Source organism: Acetobacteraceae bacterium (assembly GCA_004843345.1).
Lineage (GTDB): Bacteria > Pseudomonadota > Alphaproteobacteria > Acetobacterales > Acetobacteraceae.
This window is the reverse complement of sequence record CP039460.1, coordinates 1,977,548-1,996,259: the sequence shown is the minus strand read 5'-3', so window position 1 is coordinate 1,996,259 and position 18,712 is coordinate 1,977,548. Positions and strand designations below refer to the sequence as shown.

The window sequence follows — 18,712 nt, the reverse complement described above, 5'->3', positions numbered from 1 at the left end:
TCCGTTTTTGACCGGCAACTACCGGGAGATGTTAATAAATTTAAATAGGTCTCCATCGAGACCTAATGTAAGCATGTAACTAAGAAGCATCATCGATAAGTCAAGAGAAGAAAAAAGCTTTTTAACACAATCCCTCAATCTCAAGCTGGGTACAACCAAAACTATCATGTCCCAAGCGTCCTTTTATTCCATAGGCCTGAGCTAATACATCTGGTGTCGTTACTTCCTCTAATCTTCCCTGGGCAAGGATCTTTCCTTTTTTAAGGTAAATTGCCTCATCAGCGTAACGTAAAGCAATATTCAGGTCGTGAACCACTAAAAACGTTATAAGAGACCGTTGCTTTGTTTCAGACTTTATCAAATCCATAACATGAATTTGATGACGCATATCCAAAGCACTCAAAGGCTCATCTAATAAAAGAACTTCTGTCTTTCGAATAAGCGTTTGAGCAATTCCAACGAGTTGACGTTGCCCACCTGACAATTCATCTAAATAGCGGCCCGCCAACTCCTCAATTGAAAGACGCTTTAAAATTTTCAAACTTTCTTCAATCGCTGTATCTCGAGAATAACCTCGACTACCAGCTTGCACTGCCACCATCAAAGCTTCAAGAACTTGTAAACGAACAGGAGGCGGCAGAATTTGAGGACAATAAATTGCCTTTTTTGCCCGATCAACCATTGAAAAATGAATAATATTTTTTTGATTTAGGAAAATCTCACCAGACGAAGGCTTTAGAAGGCCTGCGATTGTGCGCAACAAAGTTGACTTCCCTGCGCCATTTGGCCCTAACAATGCGATAACAGAACCACCATTAAGAGATGAAATATTGATAGAAGATAGAAGTTTTTTTGAAGAAATTCTTACATCAAGATTTCTCGTTTCAAAGTTTTTCTTCATTCCTTAACGCCTTTTAAGATTGTTCCCAAAAAGAAAGGAATACCAACTAATGCCGTGACAATTCCGACAGGAATAACAACTCCTGGTACTAAATTTTTTGCTGCAATTGATGACAAAGACATAATGACCGCACCACACAACGCCGATCCAGGAAGATAAAAACGATGATCTTCTCCTAAAAGTTTTCGCGCTATGTGCGGCGCAACCAATCCAATAAAACCAATTGTCCCAACAAAAGAAACAGCTAACGACGCCAAAACGCTTACTCTAAGCAAACCCATCATTCTGACACGCTTAACGTCAACGCCGTAAGAGGCCGCTCTTTCCTCCCCCAAACGCATTGCGGTTAAAGATGCTGAAGAAAGCCATGACAAAGGCAATATAATCGCACAACACCCGCCCAAAATACACACTTGCGCCCAATCGGAACGTGTCAAACTTCCCATCGTCCAAAAAACTAATTCTTGCAAAGCATCTTCATCAGCAACAAATTGCATCAAAGAGACAAGAGCCTGAAAAGAGAAAACAAGTGCAATCCCAAAGAGCACGACAAGCGATGTTGAATGCTGCCGTAAGCGAGAAACCAGTTCTAATAAAAAAACAGACCCCAAAGCACAAACAAAAGCTTCAACAGGAATCGTCCACTTCCAAGGCACACCAGGAATAGATAAATGCAAAACAATCGCTAAAGATGCCCCAAAAGCAGACGCAGCGGAAACTCCTAATGTAAAAGGACTTGCTAAAGGATTATCTAGCAAAGTTTGCATTTCTCCGCCTGAATTGCCAAGCGCTAAACCAACTATCACTGCCATTAATGCATAAGGTAAACGAATATCCCAAACAATAATGCCTTGCATTCCAGCTTCAGCTCTATGGAAAAGGGCAAAAAACAATTGCCTTACGCTTAAAGCTGAAGGACCTAGTGAGAAGTCTAGGAGTAACGAGCAAAGGATAATAATAGACAGAAATAAAAGTATCAGTTTTCTGCGTTTTTGTAAGTGATCAAAATACGCCGGAACTCCCCTGCTTGACATATTTTTATGATCTGATGAAAGCATAAATTATAGAAGCCTTATTAAGATTTTGCTGAAGCGTCATCACTATTTTCAAAAACAGGATCCGCCAAACTCGTCCAATAAGTTCCACCAACATCCGCAGGCGTAAACTCTTTTCCTACTTTTTCTAAATCGGCCTCTGGATCTAAATCGTTAAATAAATCGGGGTGCAACCATTTGGCCATAGCTTCAATCGCCAAAATATTGAATGGGTTATCATAATAGCTGTGCCAAATACCATAAACATGTTTATTCTTTGTGGCATTGAGTTCGGTTAAAGCAGAAGATTTTGATAAATCCTGAAGAGACGAACGAGCGTCTTTTTTATCCACGAGCGCTCCCATTCTTAACCCTGGACCTTCAGCAAGAGGCCCTCTAGTCCCGTCCAGAATCATATAATCAGTATTAGACGCAATCACTTGCTCAATAGATAGCTCTCCAAATAATCCTGGAAGAATTGCGTTAGCAATATTCTTGCCGCCAGCTGTTTGAACAAAATGCCCCATATTCCCATTACCCGCTGTATGGCAACATGGCCTTGCACCAGCTAACATATAAAGAAAAACGCTGGGGCGTTTACTCTCAGGTAAATCTTTCAACCTATTCTCAACAATATCTAAACGATTTTGATAAAAATCTGTAAACGCCTTGGCTTCTTTCTGTCTACCTAAAGCCTCTCCTAGAAGAGTCATGCTTGGCACGGTATTCGCTACGGGGTCCTGACGAAAATCGACAAAAATGATAGGAACATGCGCTTTTTGAAGACGCAGGGTCAAGGGATCATTTGGGCCTGGTCCATGGCCTGTAATACTCAGAATCACAAGATCTGGATTCAGCTCCAAAACTTTTTCGGGATTAACACTGTCTGCCGTGGTTTTCCCAATAACAGAAACTTTATCTATTTGGGGAAACTTTTTCTTAATTTTTGTATAAGTCTGTGTATCAGCTTGCTTAAATTCGCCTTGCCAGCCCACAATTCTATCAAAAAGATGCTCACCTTCCAATGGCTCTAACGCATAAATAAGACGTCCAGACCCTAGAATAATACGTTGGGGAGAATCTGGAATCTCAACTTTTTTTCCTAAAATATCCGTAACCGTTTTGGCAAATGAGAAGGTTGGAGCTAACTGAAAAGAAAGTGCAAGCCCAACAAAAAAAGCTCCTAAGGAAACTTTTTTATAAATACTCTTTTTCCATCCACACATATGCCTTATACCTCACAACAATTCATATCGCACCCCACCAGTTGCAAATGATAATTATTTGCAAAAATGTTTTATACCTGTTTTCTCAAAAAGAATCTAATAGTAAAAAGTGGCAGATTACCTAACAGAAAATTTTATACGTACAGCCCCTAAATTATTAGAAGGATGAAAAATTTCTGTAATTCTTGAAGAATATTCTTTTCTTTCTAACCAATGACGCAACTCCCGTCGGATAATACCTCGTCCAGAAACACCCAAACCTGTAATAATTTCAACCTCTTTCCACTTTTTTCCCTTAGCTCTTTCCATAAAAGAACGAAATGAGCAAAAAGCTTCCTGAACAGTAAAACCATGCAAATCTAACACATGTAAAAAATCTGTGGATTTCGATATAGCTGCTGGACGTTCTTTTTTTTGACCATTTTCAAAAAAAACAATCCGTGTCTTGCCCTCATTGGAGCGCAATCTTTTTTTCTCAATATCGCAAAAGAAAGTTTGAGAAGATACCTCTCTTTTCGAGAGAAGTGGACGCGTCTTTCTAACGACAAGTTCCCACAATAAACGCTCCTCTTCAGAAAGACTGGTTCGTCGGTATGGCATGAGAATTACAAAGTTCCTAAATCAACAACCCTGTCCTTTTAATTTAAACAGACTCAACGGCTATAGCCCGCCAAGGAATTGTCGTGTCTCCCGCTTCAAAAAGCCACTTTTCCGAAAAATGCGTTAAGCCCTGCGTCCCAAAAACCAAGTGACCTGAAGAATCTTTAACACCATTTACCTGCCATGAAGAAATTTCGACTTCCACTTTTTGAGGAATAGAAGAGCTCTCAGCAGGAAGGTCTGGGGGAAAATGTATTGCAACTAACTTAATTGATTCTACAGCCTTTAATTGGCAAATTAATGTCTCTTTTTTCTTCGGTAACGTTTCAATCTCTTCTTTAAAAGCCTTAAAGGCTGATGTTCCCAGAAGATTTAAAAGCACCTCTAAATTTCGATCACCATAAGCACTCATAATTGAGGTATATGCCTTTTGAATATCTTTCAATAAAGATTCAAAAGACAACTTAGGGTCTTTTTCAGAAAGCCGCGCCAAAGAGGCTGCGCCATCACTTCCTAAAGATGGCATTAGATACTGCGTAGGTTCTTTCGGCATTGGAGCATGCGAAGGCAATGGTGGTGGCACCTTTGACTTAGAAAGCATGACTGAAGAATCCGGCGCATTTTTCCAAATATGAACACCAGCTTTCTTCCCCAAAAATAAATATAAGACAATCCCCAGGACAACAGCCGCCACAGATAAAGAAACAATGTCCCATGGAATATTAAGATGATTCAAGTAATCCATAACCTACCAATAATTAAAAACTTAGGCTCCTTATTAAACAGTAATCTCTCCGAAAATTCTATATACAAATTAAAAGTTCACACAAGAAAAAGCCCTAAAACAAAGAGAATGAGCCAAAAGTGTCATTACTACCCACACCTCAAAGCCCTTCTCTCCATTGCTTTTCTTTAGAAGATCCCTACATATTGCTTCGGGATTCTATTTTTAAAAATATACAGTTTTCAATTTGTAAGGATTCACTTTTGTGACAAACCAAACTGCAGAAACACAAAAAACCGCCCTTCCACCACAACTCATCCACCAATATGTAAAGGATCTCTCCTTCGAAGTTCCACATGGTGCTGGGATCTTTATGGCTTTACGATCAGCCCCTCAAGTCAATATCAACATTGATGTTCAAGCGAACCAACTCCAACAAAATGAGTCAAATAACGAAAAGCCTCTTTTCGAAGTCATCCTCTCTATAAAAGCTGATGCAACAGAAACTGTTTCTGAAGAAGAAAAACAAAAAAAAGGCCGAGCTGTTTTTATTGCTGAACTAGCATACGCAGGGGTTGTAACCCTAAATGACAACAACTTACCTCAAGAGGCACTAGAATCTTTCTTATTAGTTGAAGTTCCTCGCTTCTTATTCCCATACGCCCGAGCAATCATCTCAGATGTAACACGAGAAGGCGGTTTCCCTCCTGTCGTATTGCATCCTGTTGATTTTATGTCTCTCTGGCAGGCAAAGCGCGCTCAAAATTTTCCTGAACCTGCTGGCGAAGCCTAACCTTACACGCTAAAAAACTTGGAGAGAGCTTTATAAAAGCCTCTCCTCAAGCATCCTTCGCAAGAAAAATGTCTAAAAAATTATCTTGAACGCACTTCCATTCCTGAGCATATTTGCTTGAAAAGAACACCCGAGCAATAGCCTTAGACAAACAGAAAATCTCTAGTCGATGCAAGGAGATAGCCCCCTTGGACGAGCGTCTCTCTTTTTCAAGTAAACTTAAAAAAGCTCTTGCTGTTTCAGATGAGTAAAACAAAAATTGTTTTATTTCATTTGACTTTAAAAGCTCCAAAACATTTTTAGAAAAAGATTGGCACCATCTTATCTGATAAGCCTTAATCCTTTGAATACCTAATCTTTGGTCTAGAAGTTCCCCATACAAACGACCGTCATTTCCAGCTCCTACGGCAAGCCAAGCATTTTCCCTCGAAAAGTTCATTTTTAAAAATAACTCAGCCAAATCTAAAGCCGTACCATTGGCCGAAAACACCCTTAAAAACCCTAAGTCTCTTGCTTTTTGTGCTGTTTTTTCTCCTACGGATAAGATATTTGTATTTCTATCCTGAGCCATTAAAGCAGGCAAAGCATGCATGCTTGTAACTAAAATAGAACTCCCTAACATAGGCGGCAGTACGGGCTCATACTCCACAGCAAGCAAGGGAGAGCACACTGGGGTCTTATTGAGGAGCAAAAGCCTATCAACTGTTTCTGAAAGACCCGGCTCTGGACGTGTCACAACAATCTTCATAAAAATTTTTAGGCTTTTTAAATAAACATCCCCATTTCAATGGGAAATAATTGCTCTTAAAACCTCTGGAGGTGTATCCTTACGCAAGGCTTCTCCCAATGACTTCCCAAGATTCGCTGCATCTACAGGATCCCCCAAATAGATTTTTTTAATAAAAATGAACCATCTTCTGTGGCTAAAAGCCCTGTAAGATGTAAACTTCCTTCCAATATACGTCCATAACTGCCAATTGGCGTTCTACAAGATCCATCCAATTCAGCTAGAAGAGATCGCTCTGCAGTCGCAATAATTCTTGCCTCTTTATCTTCTACAGCCGCTAATAAAGAACAAAGTGCCTCGTCTTCTTGACGCGCAGTAATTCCAACAATTCCCTGCCCTGCAGCAGGAATCATAAACTCTGGCTCTAAAATAATATCTGCCCGATCTTCCATCCCAAGCCGACGAAGGCCTGCCAAGGCTAACATTGTTGCATCGCATGCACCTGATTTTATTTTATCTAAGCGGGTCTGAACATTTCCCCGCAACAAACGAAAACTCAAATCTGGACGAATTGATGATAACTGCGCTTGACGACGCACAGAGGCACACCCAACAACAGCGCCTTCCTTCAAAGCAGAAAACGGATCTTCTGGATTCCTTAGCGCTTTTCTATCACGCAAAATCAAAACATCTCTGGCATCTTCGCGCTTCATTGTCGCAGCAAGAATAATCCCCTCAGGGAGATAAGTCTCTAAATCCTTTAAACTATGAACGGCAAGATCTATCTTTTTCAAACGCAAAAGTTCATGAATTTCTTTAGAGAATAACCCTTTTCCCCCAATTTCGGCTAATCTATCCCTTTGATTTTGATCTCCACTTGTTTTTACAGGAACCTCTTTAAAAGCACCAAGTTCACGCAACGGGGGACAAAAGCGTGTCACTTTTGTCATGAAACTTCTAGTCTGCACAAGTGCCAATGGCGAAGCCCGTGTTCCAACTCTCAACGGGAGGTCGTGGTTTAAAGATAATTTATGTCCACAGGAACAGCTTGGGGAATTCTCGTTAAAAACATCTGAGAAATGTGAGGAAGGTAAATTCAAAATATCCGTCGTCATTAAAAAAATTACAATTAAGGCCTATCTTATACCGTAGATATGCTCTTTTCAAAAGCGCATTAAACTTATTAACATTCACATAATCATAGCTTATTTAAAAAAAAACTTTTAACCTACGACAGATGCGAACACCATTTTCCACTTACAATTCGACTTCTATGATCCTTGCGCTTGAATCTTCTTGTGACGATACTGCTTGCGCTATTATGGATATAAACGGAAATCTCCTTTCTCATTCAAAAAAAACACAAATAGAGCACTTTACTTTAGGTGGCGTTGTTCCTGAAGTTGCAGCACGGGCGCACCTGTCAGCTTTCGATACTCTGATTGAAAAATCTCTTCTTGATGCAAATGTAACCTTGAATGAGATTTCTCGCATTGCGGCAACAATCGGTCCTGGGCTTATTGGAGGGCTCTTAACAGCAAATGGAATGGGCCGTGGTATAAGCATCGCAACGCGAAAAAATTTTGTTGGCATTAATCATATAGAAGCACATATTTTATCTCCTCTCTTCAGCCTAACAGAAGGTGAAAAACAAGATCTCTTAAATAAGAAAAAAAATATTTTCCCTTTTCTTGCCTTACTTTTTTCTGGAGGACATTGCCAGTGCGTGTTGGCAGAAGGAATTTCTAAGTACACAACCTTAGGTGGCACAATTGACGACTCAATAGGAGAGGCGTTTGATAAAGTCGCAAAAATGCTGGGCTTAGGATGGCCCGGCGGACCAAAAATTGAACAAATAGCGCATTTTGGAAATTCTGAGGCCTTTAACCTACCTCGTCCGTTAAAAGGAAGAGACGGATGTGATTTTTCTTTTTCTGGTTTAAAAACAGCGGTAAGAAAATTATTAGAGCCTTATAAAAATAACGCTGTACCACTCGCTTTTGCGGCAGACCTTGCTGCATCATTTCAAAAAGCAGTCCTTGATGTCGTCGTGGATCGAACCAACAACGCCATAAAAATTGCCCAAAGCAAAGCTCCCTTGAAACTAATCGCTGTCGGTGGAGGCGTCGCCTGCAATACATTTATTAGGGATATTTTAAAAACAATATCATCGGAACACAAAATACGTTTTTTGGCTGCGGAAAAATCACTTTGTCCTGACAATGCAACCATGGTGGCATGGACTGCCCTCCTTCGAAACAAATGGGGAGAAAAACAATCCCCTTTCCAACATATTCCACGCCCAAGATGGCCTCTCAAAGAGATGGAAATTCTCTAATAAACCTCAATCCTCTAAATAATTTCTATTAAGAACTCAGTAATATAATAAATGACAGAAAAATCCATTTCCTCTTTACACATCATAGGATCAGGTGCTTGGGGAAGCGCTCTCGCAACAGCCTATAGCCGTTTTTCGCCCTTTAGGGTAAACTTATGGTCAAGAAAATTACTTAAAAAGGAAGAGCCTTTTCCTCGCCTTCCAAGCTGCTTACCTCCTGAAAAATTATCTCTCAAACTGGGGATACCAACAAAAGAAGATATTTCTTTTGGAGATATTGTCTTACTTGCAATACCAACCCAAGCCCTTAGGCGTGTTTGTGAAAAACTTCCAAAAGAGAAATGTACAGAATCTATTCTAATCACATGCTGTAAAGGGCTTGAACGACATACTAATTTAATGCCGCTAGATATTGTTTCTGAAATTTTGCCCAATACTACAAAAATGGTACTAGCTGGTCCAAATTTTGCAAAAGAAATTTCTGAGAACTTACCTGCTGCTGCAACACTTGCTGGGAATAATATCAACCTTGTAAAAAAAATTTCTCACAAATTATCCCTTCCGTCTTTTTCTATACACCCGTGCCAGGACACTATTTCTATTCAGATACTATGCGCTGCCAAAAATGTTCTAGCTGTTGGGGTTGGTGCGCTCATGGGAGCGAAAATGGGAGAAAACGCACGTGCTGCTTTCATTCTATATTTTTTACAAGAATTACGCCTTCTCATAACACATCTTTCAGGAAAGGAAGATACCATTTTCACCTTTGGCGGTTTAGGGGATCTTTTTCTGACAGCTACAAGCTCAGCCTCAAGAAACTATAGTCTTGGAGAGTATTTAGGCCAGCACAAATCCTACCCTCCTGACGCAGGAACGGATAAAGTTGCCGTAACAGAAGGTGCTTTAACGGCGCCCGTCCTTTTAGAGCTAGCCCAATCATTTGGCATTCAAGTTCCTATTATAGAATCTATTAATCAAATGCTAAACAAACCATCAACCATAGAACAGCATATTCGTGCCGTTTTTGCTCGTTGACGTTCTCTTTTAAAAGGTTTTCTTGTGCTTAAAAATCTTTTCACAGTTGGCAGCTGGACAATGGTTTCTCGAATTCTTGGCCTAATTCGAGATCAACTTTTAGCTATTCTTTTAGGCGCAGGTAGCGCACAAGACGCATATCAAATTGCTTTACGTCTCCCAAACATGTTTCGAAGGTTTTTTGGAGAAGGCGCCTTTAACGCAGCCTTCATCCCTCTATTTACAACAGAATGGGAAAAACACGGTCAAAAACAGGCCATGAATTTTGCAAGTGAGGCCTTTTCAACCCTGTTAGCCTTTTTGATTATCATTACGCTCCTTGCAGAACTGATGATGCCCTTGCTTGTTACTGTTGTCGCACCAGGATTTCTAGAAGGTGACGGCTCTCGTTTCAATTTAGCTGTTCAGTTTTCTCGCATTACGATGCCATATATGACGCTTATATGCTCAGCAGCACTCGTTGCTGGCATTCTCAACTCTAGAGAAAAATATGCAGCGGCTTCTATTGCTTATGTAAGTTTCAATGTCATTGGGATTCTATCGATTATTCTTGGTGCCATACTTGCAAATCTATACCTCCCTTCTAACGATCTTCTTCAAAAAGAAATCTTGACTGTAAAGGTAGGGGCATGGGGAATTTTACTCTCTGGCTTTGTTCAGCTTATGGCGCTTTTTTGGGCCTGTAAAAAAGCTGGACTAACTCTAACAAAACAACTTCCCTCCTTTTCTGCTCGGATTAAACGCTTATTAAAACGTATCCTACCAAGCTTAATAGGGTCAGGTGTTACACAGTTAAATCTCACCATTGACACAATTATCGCTACACTTCTTCCAACGGGATCTGTATCTTGGCTTTATTTTGCAGATCGCCTGACACAACTCCCTCTTGGAATATTAGGGGCTGCTCTTGGTACAACACTTCTTCCAACATTTTCAAAATCTGTAGCAAATAAACAAACAGATGAACTGATTGATCATCTTTCTAAAGCCATAAACTTGGCCTGTTATTTTATTTTACCAATGACCATTGGGATTATTGCGATTGCACCATTACTCATTGCAGGTCTCTTTGGTTACGGACATTTTCAAACTTTTGATATCATTCAAACCTCAAAAGTGCTGCGTGTCTATGCGATTGGCCTACCTGCATTTGTCCTCCTGAAAGCGTTGGCACCTGTCTTTTTTGCACAAGGCGACACATCAACCCCTGTAAAAGTCGGTTTTATTGCTATCATTATTAATCTTGCAGCTTCTATCCTTTTATATAAACAAATAGGGCTTCTCGCTCCTGCAATTGCAAGTGACTTAGCTGCTTATTTCAATTTATTTCTTCTAAGTTTTATTCTCTACAAGAAAAAAATACTAAATCCATACTCTCTCCTAAGAAAACAATCTAAAATTTTCTTTTTGGCAACAACTATGGGCTTAATGGCTTTTGAAGCTATTCATTTTGCCAATAATGCATTTTTAAACTGGAGTTTTTTATTAAAAATAAGCCTTTTGATGCTCATTATCTTAATGTCAGCTATTTTCTACTTAGGTTTTTCTTGGAAATTTTCACTTTTTCCAGAAGATATTCTTAAATTAATAAGACGAAAATCTCCCTCTCGCAGTTAATAAAGTTTTTATAATGAAGCCTTTAAAACCAAAATTGAATTATCAAAGACCCATTAGAGACAACGCAACGCCAGCAATGTCACAATGGTTTGATTTGAAGGAACAAGAACCCAACGCCTTACTTTTTTTTCGTATGGGGGATTTTTATGAACTCTTCTTCGATGACGCACACACTGCGGCGGCAGCATTGGATATTGCCTTAACAACTCGTGGTGAACAGCAAGGCTCTCCTATTCCCATGTGCGGTGTCCCTGTTCGTGCAGCGGATAGCTACTTAGCTAGACTCATAAAACAGGGATTTCGCATTGCCATCGTTGAACAAGAAATATCTCCTATTGGCACAAAAGGACCTATGCCAAGAAAAATTGTTCGCATCGTTACTCCTGGCACCATTCTAGAGGAAGAACTTTTAGACTCTGAAGAACCCAATTTACTTCTCTCCATTCGATCTTACCGTAATCACCTTGGCGTTGCTTGGTGCGACATTTCTACAGGATCTTTTGAAACAAAAAGCATTAGCCAAGAAAGTCTACCAGAACTTCTTTCTCGCTTATCACCTTCGGAAATCCTATCTGAAAGCTCAATTTTACCAACAGAATTTTCTGATCTATCTGCGCCCGTTTTTCCAACTCCAGATTTAAAAACTTCCGAAAAACTCCTGTCAGAAGCTGTAGGAAAAAAAATTGAACTAAAAAATAAAGAAGAAATTCTTGCTAGTGGATCCTTGCTTCATTACCTCCGAAAAACACAAGCTGGTGCCCTTCCTCTCTTACATATTTTAGACCATGATGAACGTTCCATTTTAGGGATGGATGGCCCTACCCGACAAAATTTAGAAATTGTAAAAAGTCGACGCGGTGAAAAAAAATATAGTTTATTATGGGCTATTGACCGTAATGTCACACCCGCTGGGAAACGCCTTTTAAAATCTTGGATCTCAGCTCCAAGTTGTTGTTTAAACATCATTGAAGACCGGCAATCTGCTTGGGAGCTTCTGTCATTAAACAATTTTGCACTACAACAGCTCCAAAATACACTTCGCCAAATACCGGATATGGCACGTATTTTAGGAAGAATTCGTAATCAGAAAGGCAATTCAAAATCTATTATAGAAACAAGAAATGCTCTGATTGGCTGCGATGAAATTACCCTTCCATTACAAACAATACTTACAGAACAAAAAGAAAAAAATATTCCGCCTAATCCTTTTCTGAGTAAAATCTTAGGCTCAATTTATGCTCGAGCCGACCAGCTTAAAGATAAACTTGTAGCGGCATTCCCACCCAATTTAAATAATGAATCTATTATAGATGGCTTTGATTCAAAATTAGATCAGCTTCGCTACATCCAAAGAAATAGCAAAGCAATGATCCTTTCCCTTGAGAAGAACTTAAAAGAAAAACTAGAAACTTCTTCTTTAAAAATCAAACATCATTCACAACTCGGTTTCATTATTGAGATACCTTCTGCTCAAGCGGCCAAAATAAAAACAAAAGAAGGCCTAATACTTAGGCAAGGAACTGCTAATCTCAAACGTTATTCTTGCATAGAGTTAGAAGAACTCTCTGTCACAATCAAAAATGCAGAAGAAGAAGCCGAAATTGAAGAAAAACGTATTCTTGAAATGTTTACTAATCTGATTTCGGAAACGTCCGAATTAGATGAAATTAGCCAAGCCTTGGCCGAAATAGATGTTCTTTGTAGTTGTGCAACACTTAAAAATGAAAAAGGCTGGTGCCGTCCAATCTTGACAGAAACGCCAGAATGCCACCTCTCTGGATCTTGGCATCCAATTGTGGCAACCGCTCTAAAAGAACAAGGAAAGAATAGCTTTATTCCCAACGATTGCGAACTTTTCCCAGCAAAGCGTCTAATGCTTTTAACAGGTCCCAATATGGCGGGAAAGTCAACCTTCCTTCGTCAAACGGCTTTAGCTGTTATCTTAGCGCAAGCTGGCTTCCCTGTTCCCGCTAAAAAAGCAAAAATAGGAATTGCTGATCGCATTTTTTCACGTATAGGTGCTTCAGATGATTTAGCCCGCGGACAGTCAACTTTTATGATTGAAATGGAAGAAACAGCAGCTATTTTAACGCAAGCAACAGAAAAATCTCTTATTGTTGTTGATGAAATCGGCCGTGGCACAGCGACGTCCGATGGAATTTCAATTGCTTGGGCAACTCTTGAAGCTCTTCATTCCAAAATTAAATGCCGCGGAATTTTCGCATCACACTTTCATGAGCTTGCAAATCTATCAGAAAGTCTTCCTGCGCTCTCTCTATATACAATGGCAACACGAGAATGGAATGGAGAGCTTATCTTTCTTCATGAAATTAAACCTGGGGTTACTTTCGAAAGCTGGGGAATCCATGTTGCAGCAATAGCTGGAATCCCACAATCTATTATTAAAAGAGCTAAAGAAATAAGAAAGAAACTTGAGGATCATCCACAAGGCAAAACACAACTGCCTCTCTTTGAAAACATCTCGCAGCCTACTATTGAAACAAAAAACGACAAATTATTAGAATATATTCAAAAAATAGATCCCGATACTTTAACACCTCGCCAAGCCCATGAGTTGCTATACGAGCTTAAAACGATTTTAGAAGATTAAAGGGAACTAAATGCGCTCTACATACTGGCATCCCTCAGAATATAAACCCAAACACACGCAAGCCTCTTCGCATACGAAGAAATTGCAAAATATTCTTGGAAAAACACGCGCTTCAATAAGGAATCTGTTTGAAAAAGAAAACTTAGGAGGCGCTAAGGCTGCTCGAAGCTTTGCCAAACTTTCCGATCATATCATTCTAGACCATATCATACCTCTCACAGGTTTTTCTAAAAATGATAGTCAAAATTTTGCTCTATGTGCTGCATTCACGTACGGATCTGGATATTTAGCACCTTTTGATCCTCTGGACATAATTTTACTTCACGATGAAGTAAAATCCACTAATCTTCAAAAATATTTTAATGACTTTTTATATTACCTTTGGAGCGCTGGTTTCCGAATTCGAGTGAAAATTATCTCTCTGAAAGCTTTTTCTCAGCAAAAAAACTATAGGGCTGCTCCTGAACATTTACGTTTTATATTTGGGAAGAAGGATATTTTTCTGAAATTTCAAAAAGAGAACATCTCTCTCTTTCAAGAGAAATGCAGCGAAATTATTACGAAAAGATTAAAATCTCTCTATACACCCAAGGATATCTTTCCATTTCCAAAAGAAAGTGAAAACAACCTTTGTCCTATAGAGGAAATCCTTGAGTTTGATTTTCTCCTTAATTTTCTTCCGAAAAATGAATTAACTGAGCAATTCCCAAAGAAAAACCAAGATAAAGAAAATGAAAATTATCCGCTATCCATTTTAATTACAAATAAAATTCTATTACCGAAAGAAATTATCCTATTCCGTTTCATATGGCGTTTTTTATGGACTGTACGTTTCCATTTACACTATTTGACGAACAAGACTCAAAATAATCTGATTACCTTTCTCCAGCCTCTTGTTGCTGCAAAAATGAAATATTCGGGAAAAGGCAGTGAAAACTATCAAAGCCAATTCATGCGCCATTATTTCTTTGCAATCAGAGGTCTTGAGCGTCTTGAAAAAACAGTTGGACCTACCCTTTTTGCAAAAATTTCATCGAGCTCGCCTATTGCTAATAAACTGTTTCTTCCCATCCCAAAAAATAATATCTTTCAAGATAGACCTATTACAATTTTAAGAACCCTTGAAAAATCTAGTTTAACCAGAAAAGCTCTTCATCCAGAAGGACTTGGCTTAATTATTCGTTCCGCCTCAAAATTAGAAACTCTTGCTGGAAACCCTGAAGCAGCCCGTATTTTTCTAAATCTTCTACGTAAAGCTCCTTTGTTCTTAGGAAAATTTTTCCTAAACGAAACTGGGATTTTATCAGCCATGATACGTCCTTGGAGGCGCTTCTACTGTGCAACGCATATCTCCTCTCAAGGTAACGCCCTGCTTATTGATCAAGAAATACTCAATATTGTTAATGTTTTAGCCCTTTTAGAAAATAATTTTTTTCAAAAAAAAGCGCCATTAGCCTCAAAAATTGTGAAAAGTATTTCGGAATGGAAAGCTCTTTATTTAGCGGCCCTTTTACAAAAAATTGGAGAAGCTTCAGAAATTGATAATTATGTAGAAAACGCATCAATCGCCAAAAAAATTGCAAAACAACTCGGACTATCTGAAGCTGAACAAGAGACAGTCTACTGGCTTATTTTACATCGTGAAATCTTGTATGAATCCATCACACATACTGGAAATCTAAAGCAAAAGATTCATGAAATTTCCAGAAAGATACAATCTCCAAACCGTCTCAAACTTATCTATCTTTTAACGGTTATTGATATTCTTGCATTACGCAACGATCTCTCAGTTAACTGGGATGAAAGTATTTTGCAAAAAAATTATTTTCGTCTTTGTAATCGGTTAAGAGGAAATTTAACATTAAAAGCAAAAAATATTTTTCTAATAGAAAAAGCAAAAAAAGAAATTGAATCCTCTTTAAATGATCCGGAAGATAAAATTTTTCTAACAAAATACTTAAAAATTACATCTTATGACTACTGGTCTAAATTTATTCGTGAAGAACACCAAACGCACTTTCAACTTTTTAAAAAATTTTTTGCCTCCCCCTTAGAAATCCAATATCAGATAAAAATTCACAAGCAAGAAACTGTCATTTCTATCATTGTTCCACGCTTTACTGGCATTTTAACCTACCTAACTAAAAGATTAAGGGAAATCCAAGTTAATATTAATTATGCCGAATTTTATGCATTTTCTTCCATAGATGCTGCCTTATTTGTACTGCATTCGCCTTGGTATGGAGGGATCATAGAAACGGTTGAGGAAAGTATTCAAAATTTAACGATTTTATTAAAATTTGCCTTTGATGAAGATGCAAAAGACTTCAGAAACACTTTAAAGCGTGACTTTTCTATCAACTTTGAAAGAACATCACCTCTCTCATTTAATGAAAAAATTCTCTCCCCAGCACGGCTTTATTTCGATAATAACTTTTCAGACAAATTTCTTTTTATTGAAATTAATGGCAGGGATAGCAAGGGGTGCTTATCCCGTATCTGCGCGACATTTTTAAAATATAAAATGTACATCAAACAAGCTAATATTCGAACTTATGGCGTACGTATTACGAATATTTTTCATGTAACTGATGAAGCTGGAAATAAATTTTCTGATCAAAAAATTTTAGCAAAATTTGAAGAAGATATTATTTCTATTCTCGATAGAAATTTTGATAGTTAATGTCATCTCTTAAAAAATAAGAAACGAACATCTTTTCTTACGAAGAATTTATTAAATAATCCAAATGCGCTAATGTACGGTTCTTTACTTTTTATCCCATTTTTCTAAGGGGTAAAAAACTCCTTATTACTTACACTGGTATTTCTTTTGTATGGCTTCCTCCCCTAAAATTTCAACTTTATCAAATGGCCTTACCATTGTTTCAGAAGAAATGAAAAATGTTGAAACCGTTTCTTTTGGCGCATACGTAAAAACAGGTGCGCTCAATGAAAATGAAGACGTGAATGGAGTTTCGCATTTCTTAGAACACATGGCTTTTAAAGGAACACATAAACGTACCGCTCTTCAAATTTCTGAAACAATTGAAAATGTTGGAGGCTACATTAATGCATATACCGCAAGAGAAACCACCGCATATTACGTTAAACTTCTAAAGGAAAATTTAGATCTAGGTGTAGATTTGATTGGTGATGTTTTAACACAAAGTCTTTTTGCTCCCGATGAAATTGAAAAAGAACGAAAAGTCATTCTCCAAGAAATTCATCAATCTCACGATACACCTGACGATATTGTTCATGATCTATTTCAAGAAACAGCATTCCCAAAGCAGGCTATGGGGCGTCCTATTTTAGGAAGTGCCTCTATTATTGAAAAAATGAATCGTAAACAACTCACTTCATATATGCGTACGCATTATACAGCGGAAAATATTACGATTTCAGCCGCAGGCAATCTCGAGCATGAATCTTTAGTCAAAATGGTTCAACAGTCATTTTCGAACTTACCTATTTCAGAATCTATTCAAAGCACATCCGCTCAATATATTGGTGGACGGAGTCATATTGAACGTAAATTAGATCAAATGCACCTTGTTATTGGTTTTGAAGCACCAAGCTACCATGACGAAAATTTTGATGCAGCAGCAACCCTTTCTGTTATTCTTGGTGGTGGAATGTCCTCTCGACTTTTCCAAGAAGTACGCGAAAAACGAGGACTCGTTTATACAATTTATAGCTTCCTTCATGCCTTCTCCGATGCTGGTATTCTTGGAATTTATGCTGGTACTAGCCCTAATGAAGTACAAGAATTACTTCCAATTATTCAAACTGAACTGCACAAAGTCCTCAAAGAAATTACATCTGAAGAGCTCAACAGAGCAAAGTCACAACACAAAGCTTCTCTTCTCATGTCTATGGAAAGCACAAGTAACCGCTGTAGTCGGCTTGCTAGGCAAATGCAGCTTTGGAAACGTGTTATTCCACTCCAAGAAAGAATTCAAAAAATAGAAAATCTTTCCTGCGACGATATTATTGAAAGTGCAAAAAAGATCTTCACAACGCCTAAAACAGTGAGTTCTATTGGAAGCATGAAAGACGAACAATCCTTTGAAAGCTTCCAAAAGGGATCGTTTAATTAATAAAAAAAGCCTTTCAAAATGAAGGGCTTTTTTATGCTTAGGCTTTTGGATTTTTCAACACAGCCAAAGAAAAAAGGCCTAAAGGAGATACTTCGCAAAAATGTACCTTTGGCAAAATTTCCTCAGGAAACAATTTTTCAATTGGAAAATCAGGGTGCCAACCAAGTGCCCTAGAGGCTCTTGCTAATTTTCTTTCTGCAAATAAACGTAGCCCTTTCCGAGCATTAAAATGATTGATAAACAAAATATATCCATCTGGACGTACAACCCTCATCAACTCTTGCAGAAGTTTATCTGGATTTGGAACAACAGACGCAACAAACATACCAACAGCAATATCAAAACTATTATCAGAAAAATCTGTATGTTCTGCATCCATTTCACGAATATCACAGACATTAGTCAATCCAAGACGCTCAACTCTTTTTCTAGCTTTGTTTAGCATATGCTCAGAAAGATCAATTCCTGTGACCTGTTTATCGGCATTATAATGGGGTAAAGCCAATCCAGTGCCGACACCAACTTCTAAAACATCTTTTCCAGGAAGTGCATTTGCAGCTTTAATGGCTTGTCTACGCCCTGGCTCAGAAACACTTCCGAACACAACATCGTATACATTTGCCCAACGTTCATAAGCATCCTTTACACCTTTTTCATCTAAGAAAAATGTTTTGCTGCTTTTATCACCCATTTGACTTCATCTTCCCTAATACTGTTGTTCGCTATGTTCTTTTTTAATAGGATATCGCATCATCACTCTTTATAAATTGAGAGTAGTATACATCAACCTTTTATCCCTTTATCAAAAGAAAAATATGTTTTGGCTTAACTTTCTCTTATGTATTGTCGCAATCTTCCTTTGGATGAGCCTCATATTTCTGCAATGTAGAAAATCAATTCATAGGTGGCTTATCAGCACGTTTCACCGATTTCCTGAAATTCCAAAGGAACAAGAACTTGGCTTTACAGACCTGTTCCCACAACGCAACAAGAAGGATTCTCTTTC

14 protein-coding genes and 1 pseudogene are annotated in these 18,712 nt (G+C 38.4%); 7 read left to right on the top strand and 8 right to left on the bottom strand.

Annotated elements, in window-relative coordinates; genetic code table 11:
* Window positions 1-121 precede the first annotated feature (121 nt).
* From FAI40_09745 to FAI40_09725, 5 genes are all read right to left on the bottom strand, one after another.
* The gene (locus tag FAI40_09745) at window positions 122-901 is read right to left on the bottom strand and encodes an ABC transporter ATP-binding protein (protein QCE35585.1); all 780 of its coding nucleotides are present in this window, start codon (window positions 899-901) and stop codon (window positions 122-124) included.
* Window positions 898-1,935: an iron ABC transporter permease gene (locus FAI40_09740; protein ID QCE35816.1), complete on the bottom strand. Its 1,038-nt coding sequence runs from the start codon at window positions 1,933-1,935 to the stop codon at window positions 898-900. Before FAI40_09740 ends, FAI40_09745 begins: the two co-directional genes overlap by 4 nt.
* Window positions 1,936-1,976: 41 nt before the next feature.
* Window positions 1,977-3,161, bottom strand: coding sequence for an iron ABC transporter substrate-binding protein (locus FAI40_09735; GenBank protein QCE35584.1), 1,185 nt, complete (start codon window positions 3,159-3,161; stop codon window positions 1,977-1,979).
* 117 nt (window positions 3,162-3,278) lie between these two features.
* Window positions 3,279-3,761 (bottom strand): hypothetical protein, encoded by a 483-nt coding sequence (locus FAI40_09730; GenBank protein ID QCE35583.1) that lies wholly within the window; start codon window positions 3,759-3,761, stop codon window positions 3,279-3,281.
* Between the two features lie 43 nt (window positions 3,762-3,804).
* Window positions 3,805-4,506 (bottom strand): hypothetical protein, encoded by a 702-nt coding sequence (locus FAI40_09725; protein QCE35582.1) that lies wholly within the window; start codon window positions 4,504-4,506, stop codon window positions 3,805-3,807.
* Between the two features lie 244 nt (window positions 4,507-4,750).
* Here FAI40_09725 and secB point away from each other — a divergent pair, with 244 nt between their 5' ends.
* Entirely contained in the window at window positions 4,751-5,278 is a 528-nt protein-coding gene (gene secB, locus FAI40_09720) for a protein-export chaperone SecB (protein ID QCE35581.1), read from the top strand.
* A 46-nt stretch (window positions 5,279-5,324) separates the two neighbouring features.
* On the opposite strand, the gene FAI40_09715 is transcribed toward secB, so the two are convergent.
* Both FAI40_09715 and hemC read right to left on the bottom strand, forming a co-directional pair.
* A complete protein-coding gene (locus tag FAI40_09715; GenBank protein ID QCE35580.1) occupies window positions 5,325-6,026 on the bottom strand; it encodes a uroporphyrinogen-III synthase in 702 nt (233 codons plus the stop codon).
* Window positions 6,027-6,062: 36 nt separating this feature from the next.
* A pseudogene (gene hemC, locus FAI40_09710) lies at window positions 6,063-7,120 on the bottom strand (hydroxymethylbilane synthase).
* A gap of 122 nt (window positions 7,121-7,242) precedes the next feature.
* Here hemC and tsaD point away from each other — a divergent pair.
* The 6 genes from tsaD to FAI40_09680 all read left to right on the top strand — a co-directional run bounded on the left by tsaD (window position 7,243) and on the right by FAI40_09680 (window position 17,706).
* A complete protein-coding gene (gene tsaD / locus FAI40_09705) occupies window positions 7,243-8,343 on the top strand; it encodes a tRNA (adenosine(37)-N6)-threonylcarbamoyltransferase complex transferase subunit TsaD (protein ID QCE35579.1) in 1,101 nt (366 codons plus the stop codon).
* Between the two features lie 51 nt (window positions 8,344-8,394).
* The gene (locus tag FAI40_09700; GenBank protein QCE35578.1) at window positions 8,395-9,378 is read left to right on the top strand and encodes an NAD(P)H-dependent glycerol-3-phosphate dehydrogenase; all 984 of its coding nucleotides are present in this window, start codon (window positions 8,395-8,397) and stop codon (window positions 9,376-9,378) included.
* Between the two features lie 24 nt (window positions 9,379-9,402).
* Window positions 9,403-10,995, top strand: a complete 1,593-nt coding sequence (gene murJ / locus FAI40_09695; GenBank protein QCE35577.1) for a murein biosynthesis integral membrane protein MurJ — start codon at window positions 9,403-9,405, stop codon at window positions 10,993-10,995.
* A gap of 76 nt (window positions 10,996-11,071) precedes the next feature.
* Entirely contained in the window at window positions 11,072-13,606 is a 2,535-nt protein-coding gene (gene mutS / locus FAI40_09690) for a DNA mismatch repair protein MutS (protein ID QCE35815.1), read from the top strand.
* A gap of 10 nt (window positions 13,607-13,616) precedes the next feature.
* Window positions 13,617-16,289, top strand: a complete 2,673-nt coding sequence (locus FAI40_09685; protein QCE35576.1) for a hypothetical protein — start codon at window positions 13,617-13,619, stop codon at window positions 16,287-16,289.
* Window positions 16,290-16,440: 151 nt separating this feature from the next.
* Window positions 16,441-17,706 carry an insulinase family protein gene (locus tag FAI40_09680; protein ID QCE35575.1) on the top strand — a complete coding sequence of 422 codons (1,266 nt, stop codon included), beginning with the start codon at window positions 16,441-16,443 and terminating at the stop codon, window positions 17,704-17,706.
* A 37-nt stretch (window positions 17,707-17,743) separates the two neighbouring features.
* Here the strand turns inward: FAI40_09680 and FAI40_09675 are convergent, their stop codons facing one another.
* The gene (locus FAI40_09675) at window positions 17,744-18,397 is read right to left on the bottom strand and encodes a class I SAM-dependent methyltransferase (GenBank protein ID QCE35574.1); all 654 of its coding nucleotides are present in this window, start codon (window positions 18,395-18,397) and stop codon (window positions 17,744-17,746) included.
* Between the last annotated feature and the right edge of the window lie 315 nt (window positions 18,398-18,712).

Excerpts from the sequence above, each read along its gene's own strand:
- FAI40_09745 (QCE35585.1), bottom strand. The coding sequence starts at position 901 with ATGAAGAAAAACTTTGAAACGAGAAATCTTGATGTAAGAATTTCTTCA.
- FAI40_09740 (QCE35816.1), bottom strand. The coding sequence starts at position 1,935 with ATGTCAAGCAGGGGAGTTCCGGCGTATTTTGATCACTTACAAAAACGC.
- FAI40_09735 (QCE35584.1), bottom strand. The coding sequence starts at position 3,161 with ATGTGTGGATGGAAAAAGAGTATTTATAAAAAAGTTTCCTTAGGAGCT.
- FAI40_09730 (QCE35583.1), bottom strand. The coding sequence starts at position 3,761 with ATGCCATACCGACGAACCAGTCTTTCTGAAGAGGAGCGTTTATTGTGG.
- FAI40_09725 (QCE35582.1), bottom strand. The coding sequence starts at position 4,506 with ATGGATTACTTGAATCATCTTAATATTCCATGGGACATTGTTTCTTTA.
- FAI40_09715 (QCE35580.1), bottom strand. The coding sequence starts at position 6,026 with ATGAAGATTGTTGTGACACGTCCAGAGCCGGGTCTTTCAGAAACAGTT.
- tsaD (QCE35579.1), top strand. The coding sequence starts at position 7,243 with ATGCGAACACCATTTTCCACTTACAATTCGACTTCTATGATCCTTGCG.
- FAI40_09700 (QCE35578.1), top strand. The coding sequence starts at position 8,395 with ATGACAGAAAAATCCATTTCCTCTTTACACATCATAGGATCAGGTGCT.
- mutS (QCE35815.1), top strand. The coding sequence starts at position 11,072 with ATGTCACAATGGTTTGATTTGAAGGAACAAGAACCCAACGCCTTACTT.
- FAI40_09685 (QCE35576.1), top strand. The coding sequence starts at position 13,617 with ATGCGCTCTACATACTGGCATCCCTCAGAATATAAACCCAAACACACG.
- FAI40_09680 (QCE35575.1), top strand. The coding sequence starts at position 16,441 with ATGGCTTCCTCCCCTAAAATTTCAACTTTATCAAATGGCCTTACCATT.
- FAI40_09675 (QCE35574.1), bottom strand. The coding sequence starts at position 18,397 with ATGGGTGATAAAAGCAGCAAAACATTTTTCTTAGATGAAAAAGGTGTA.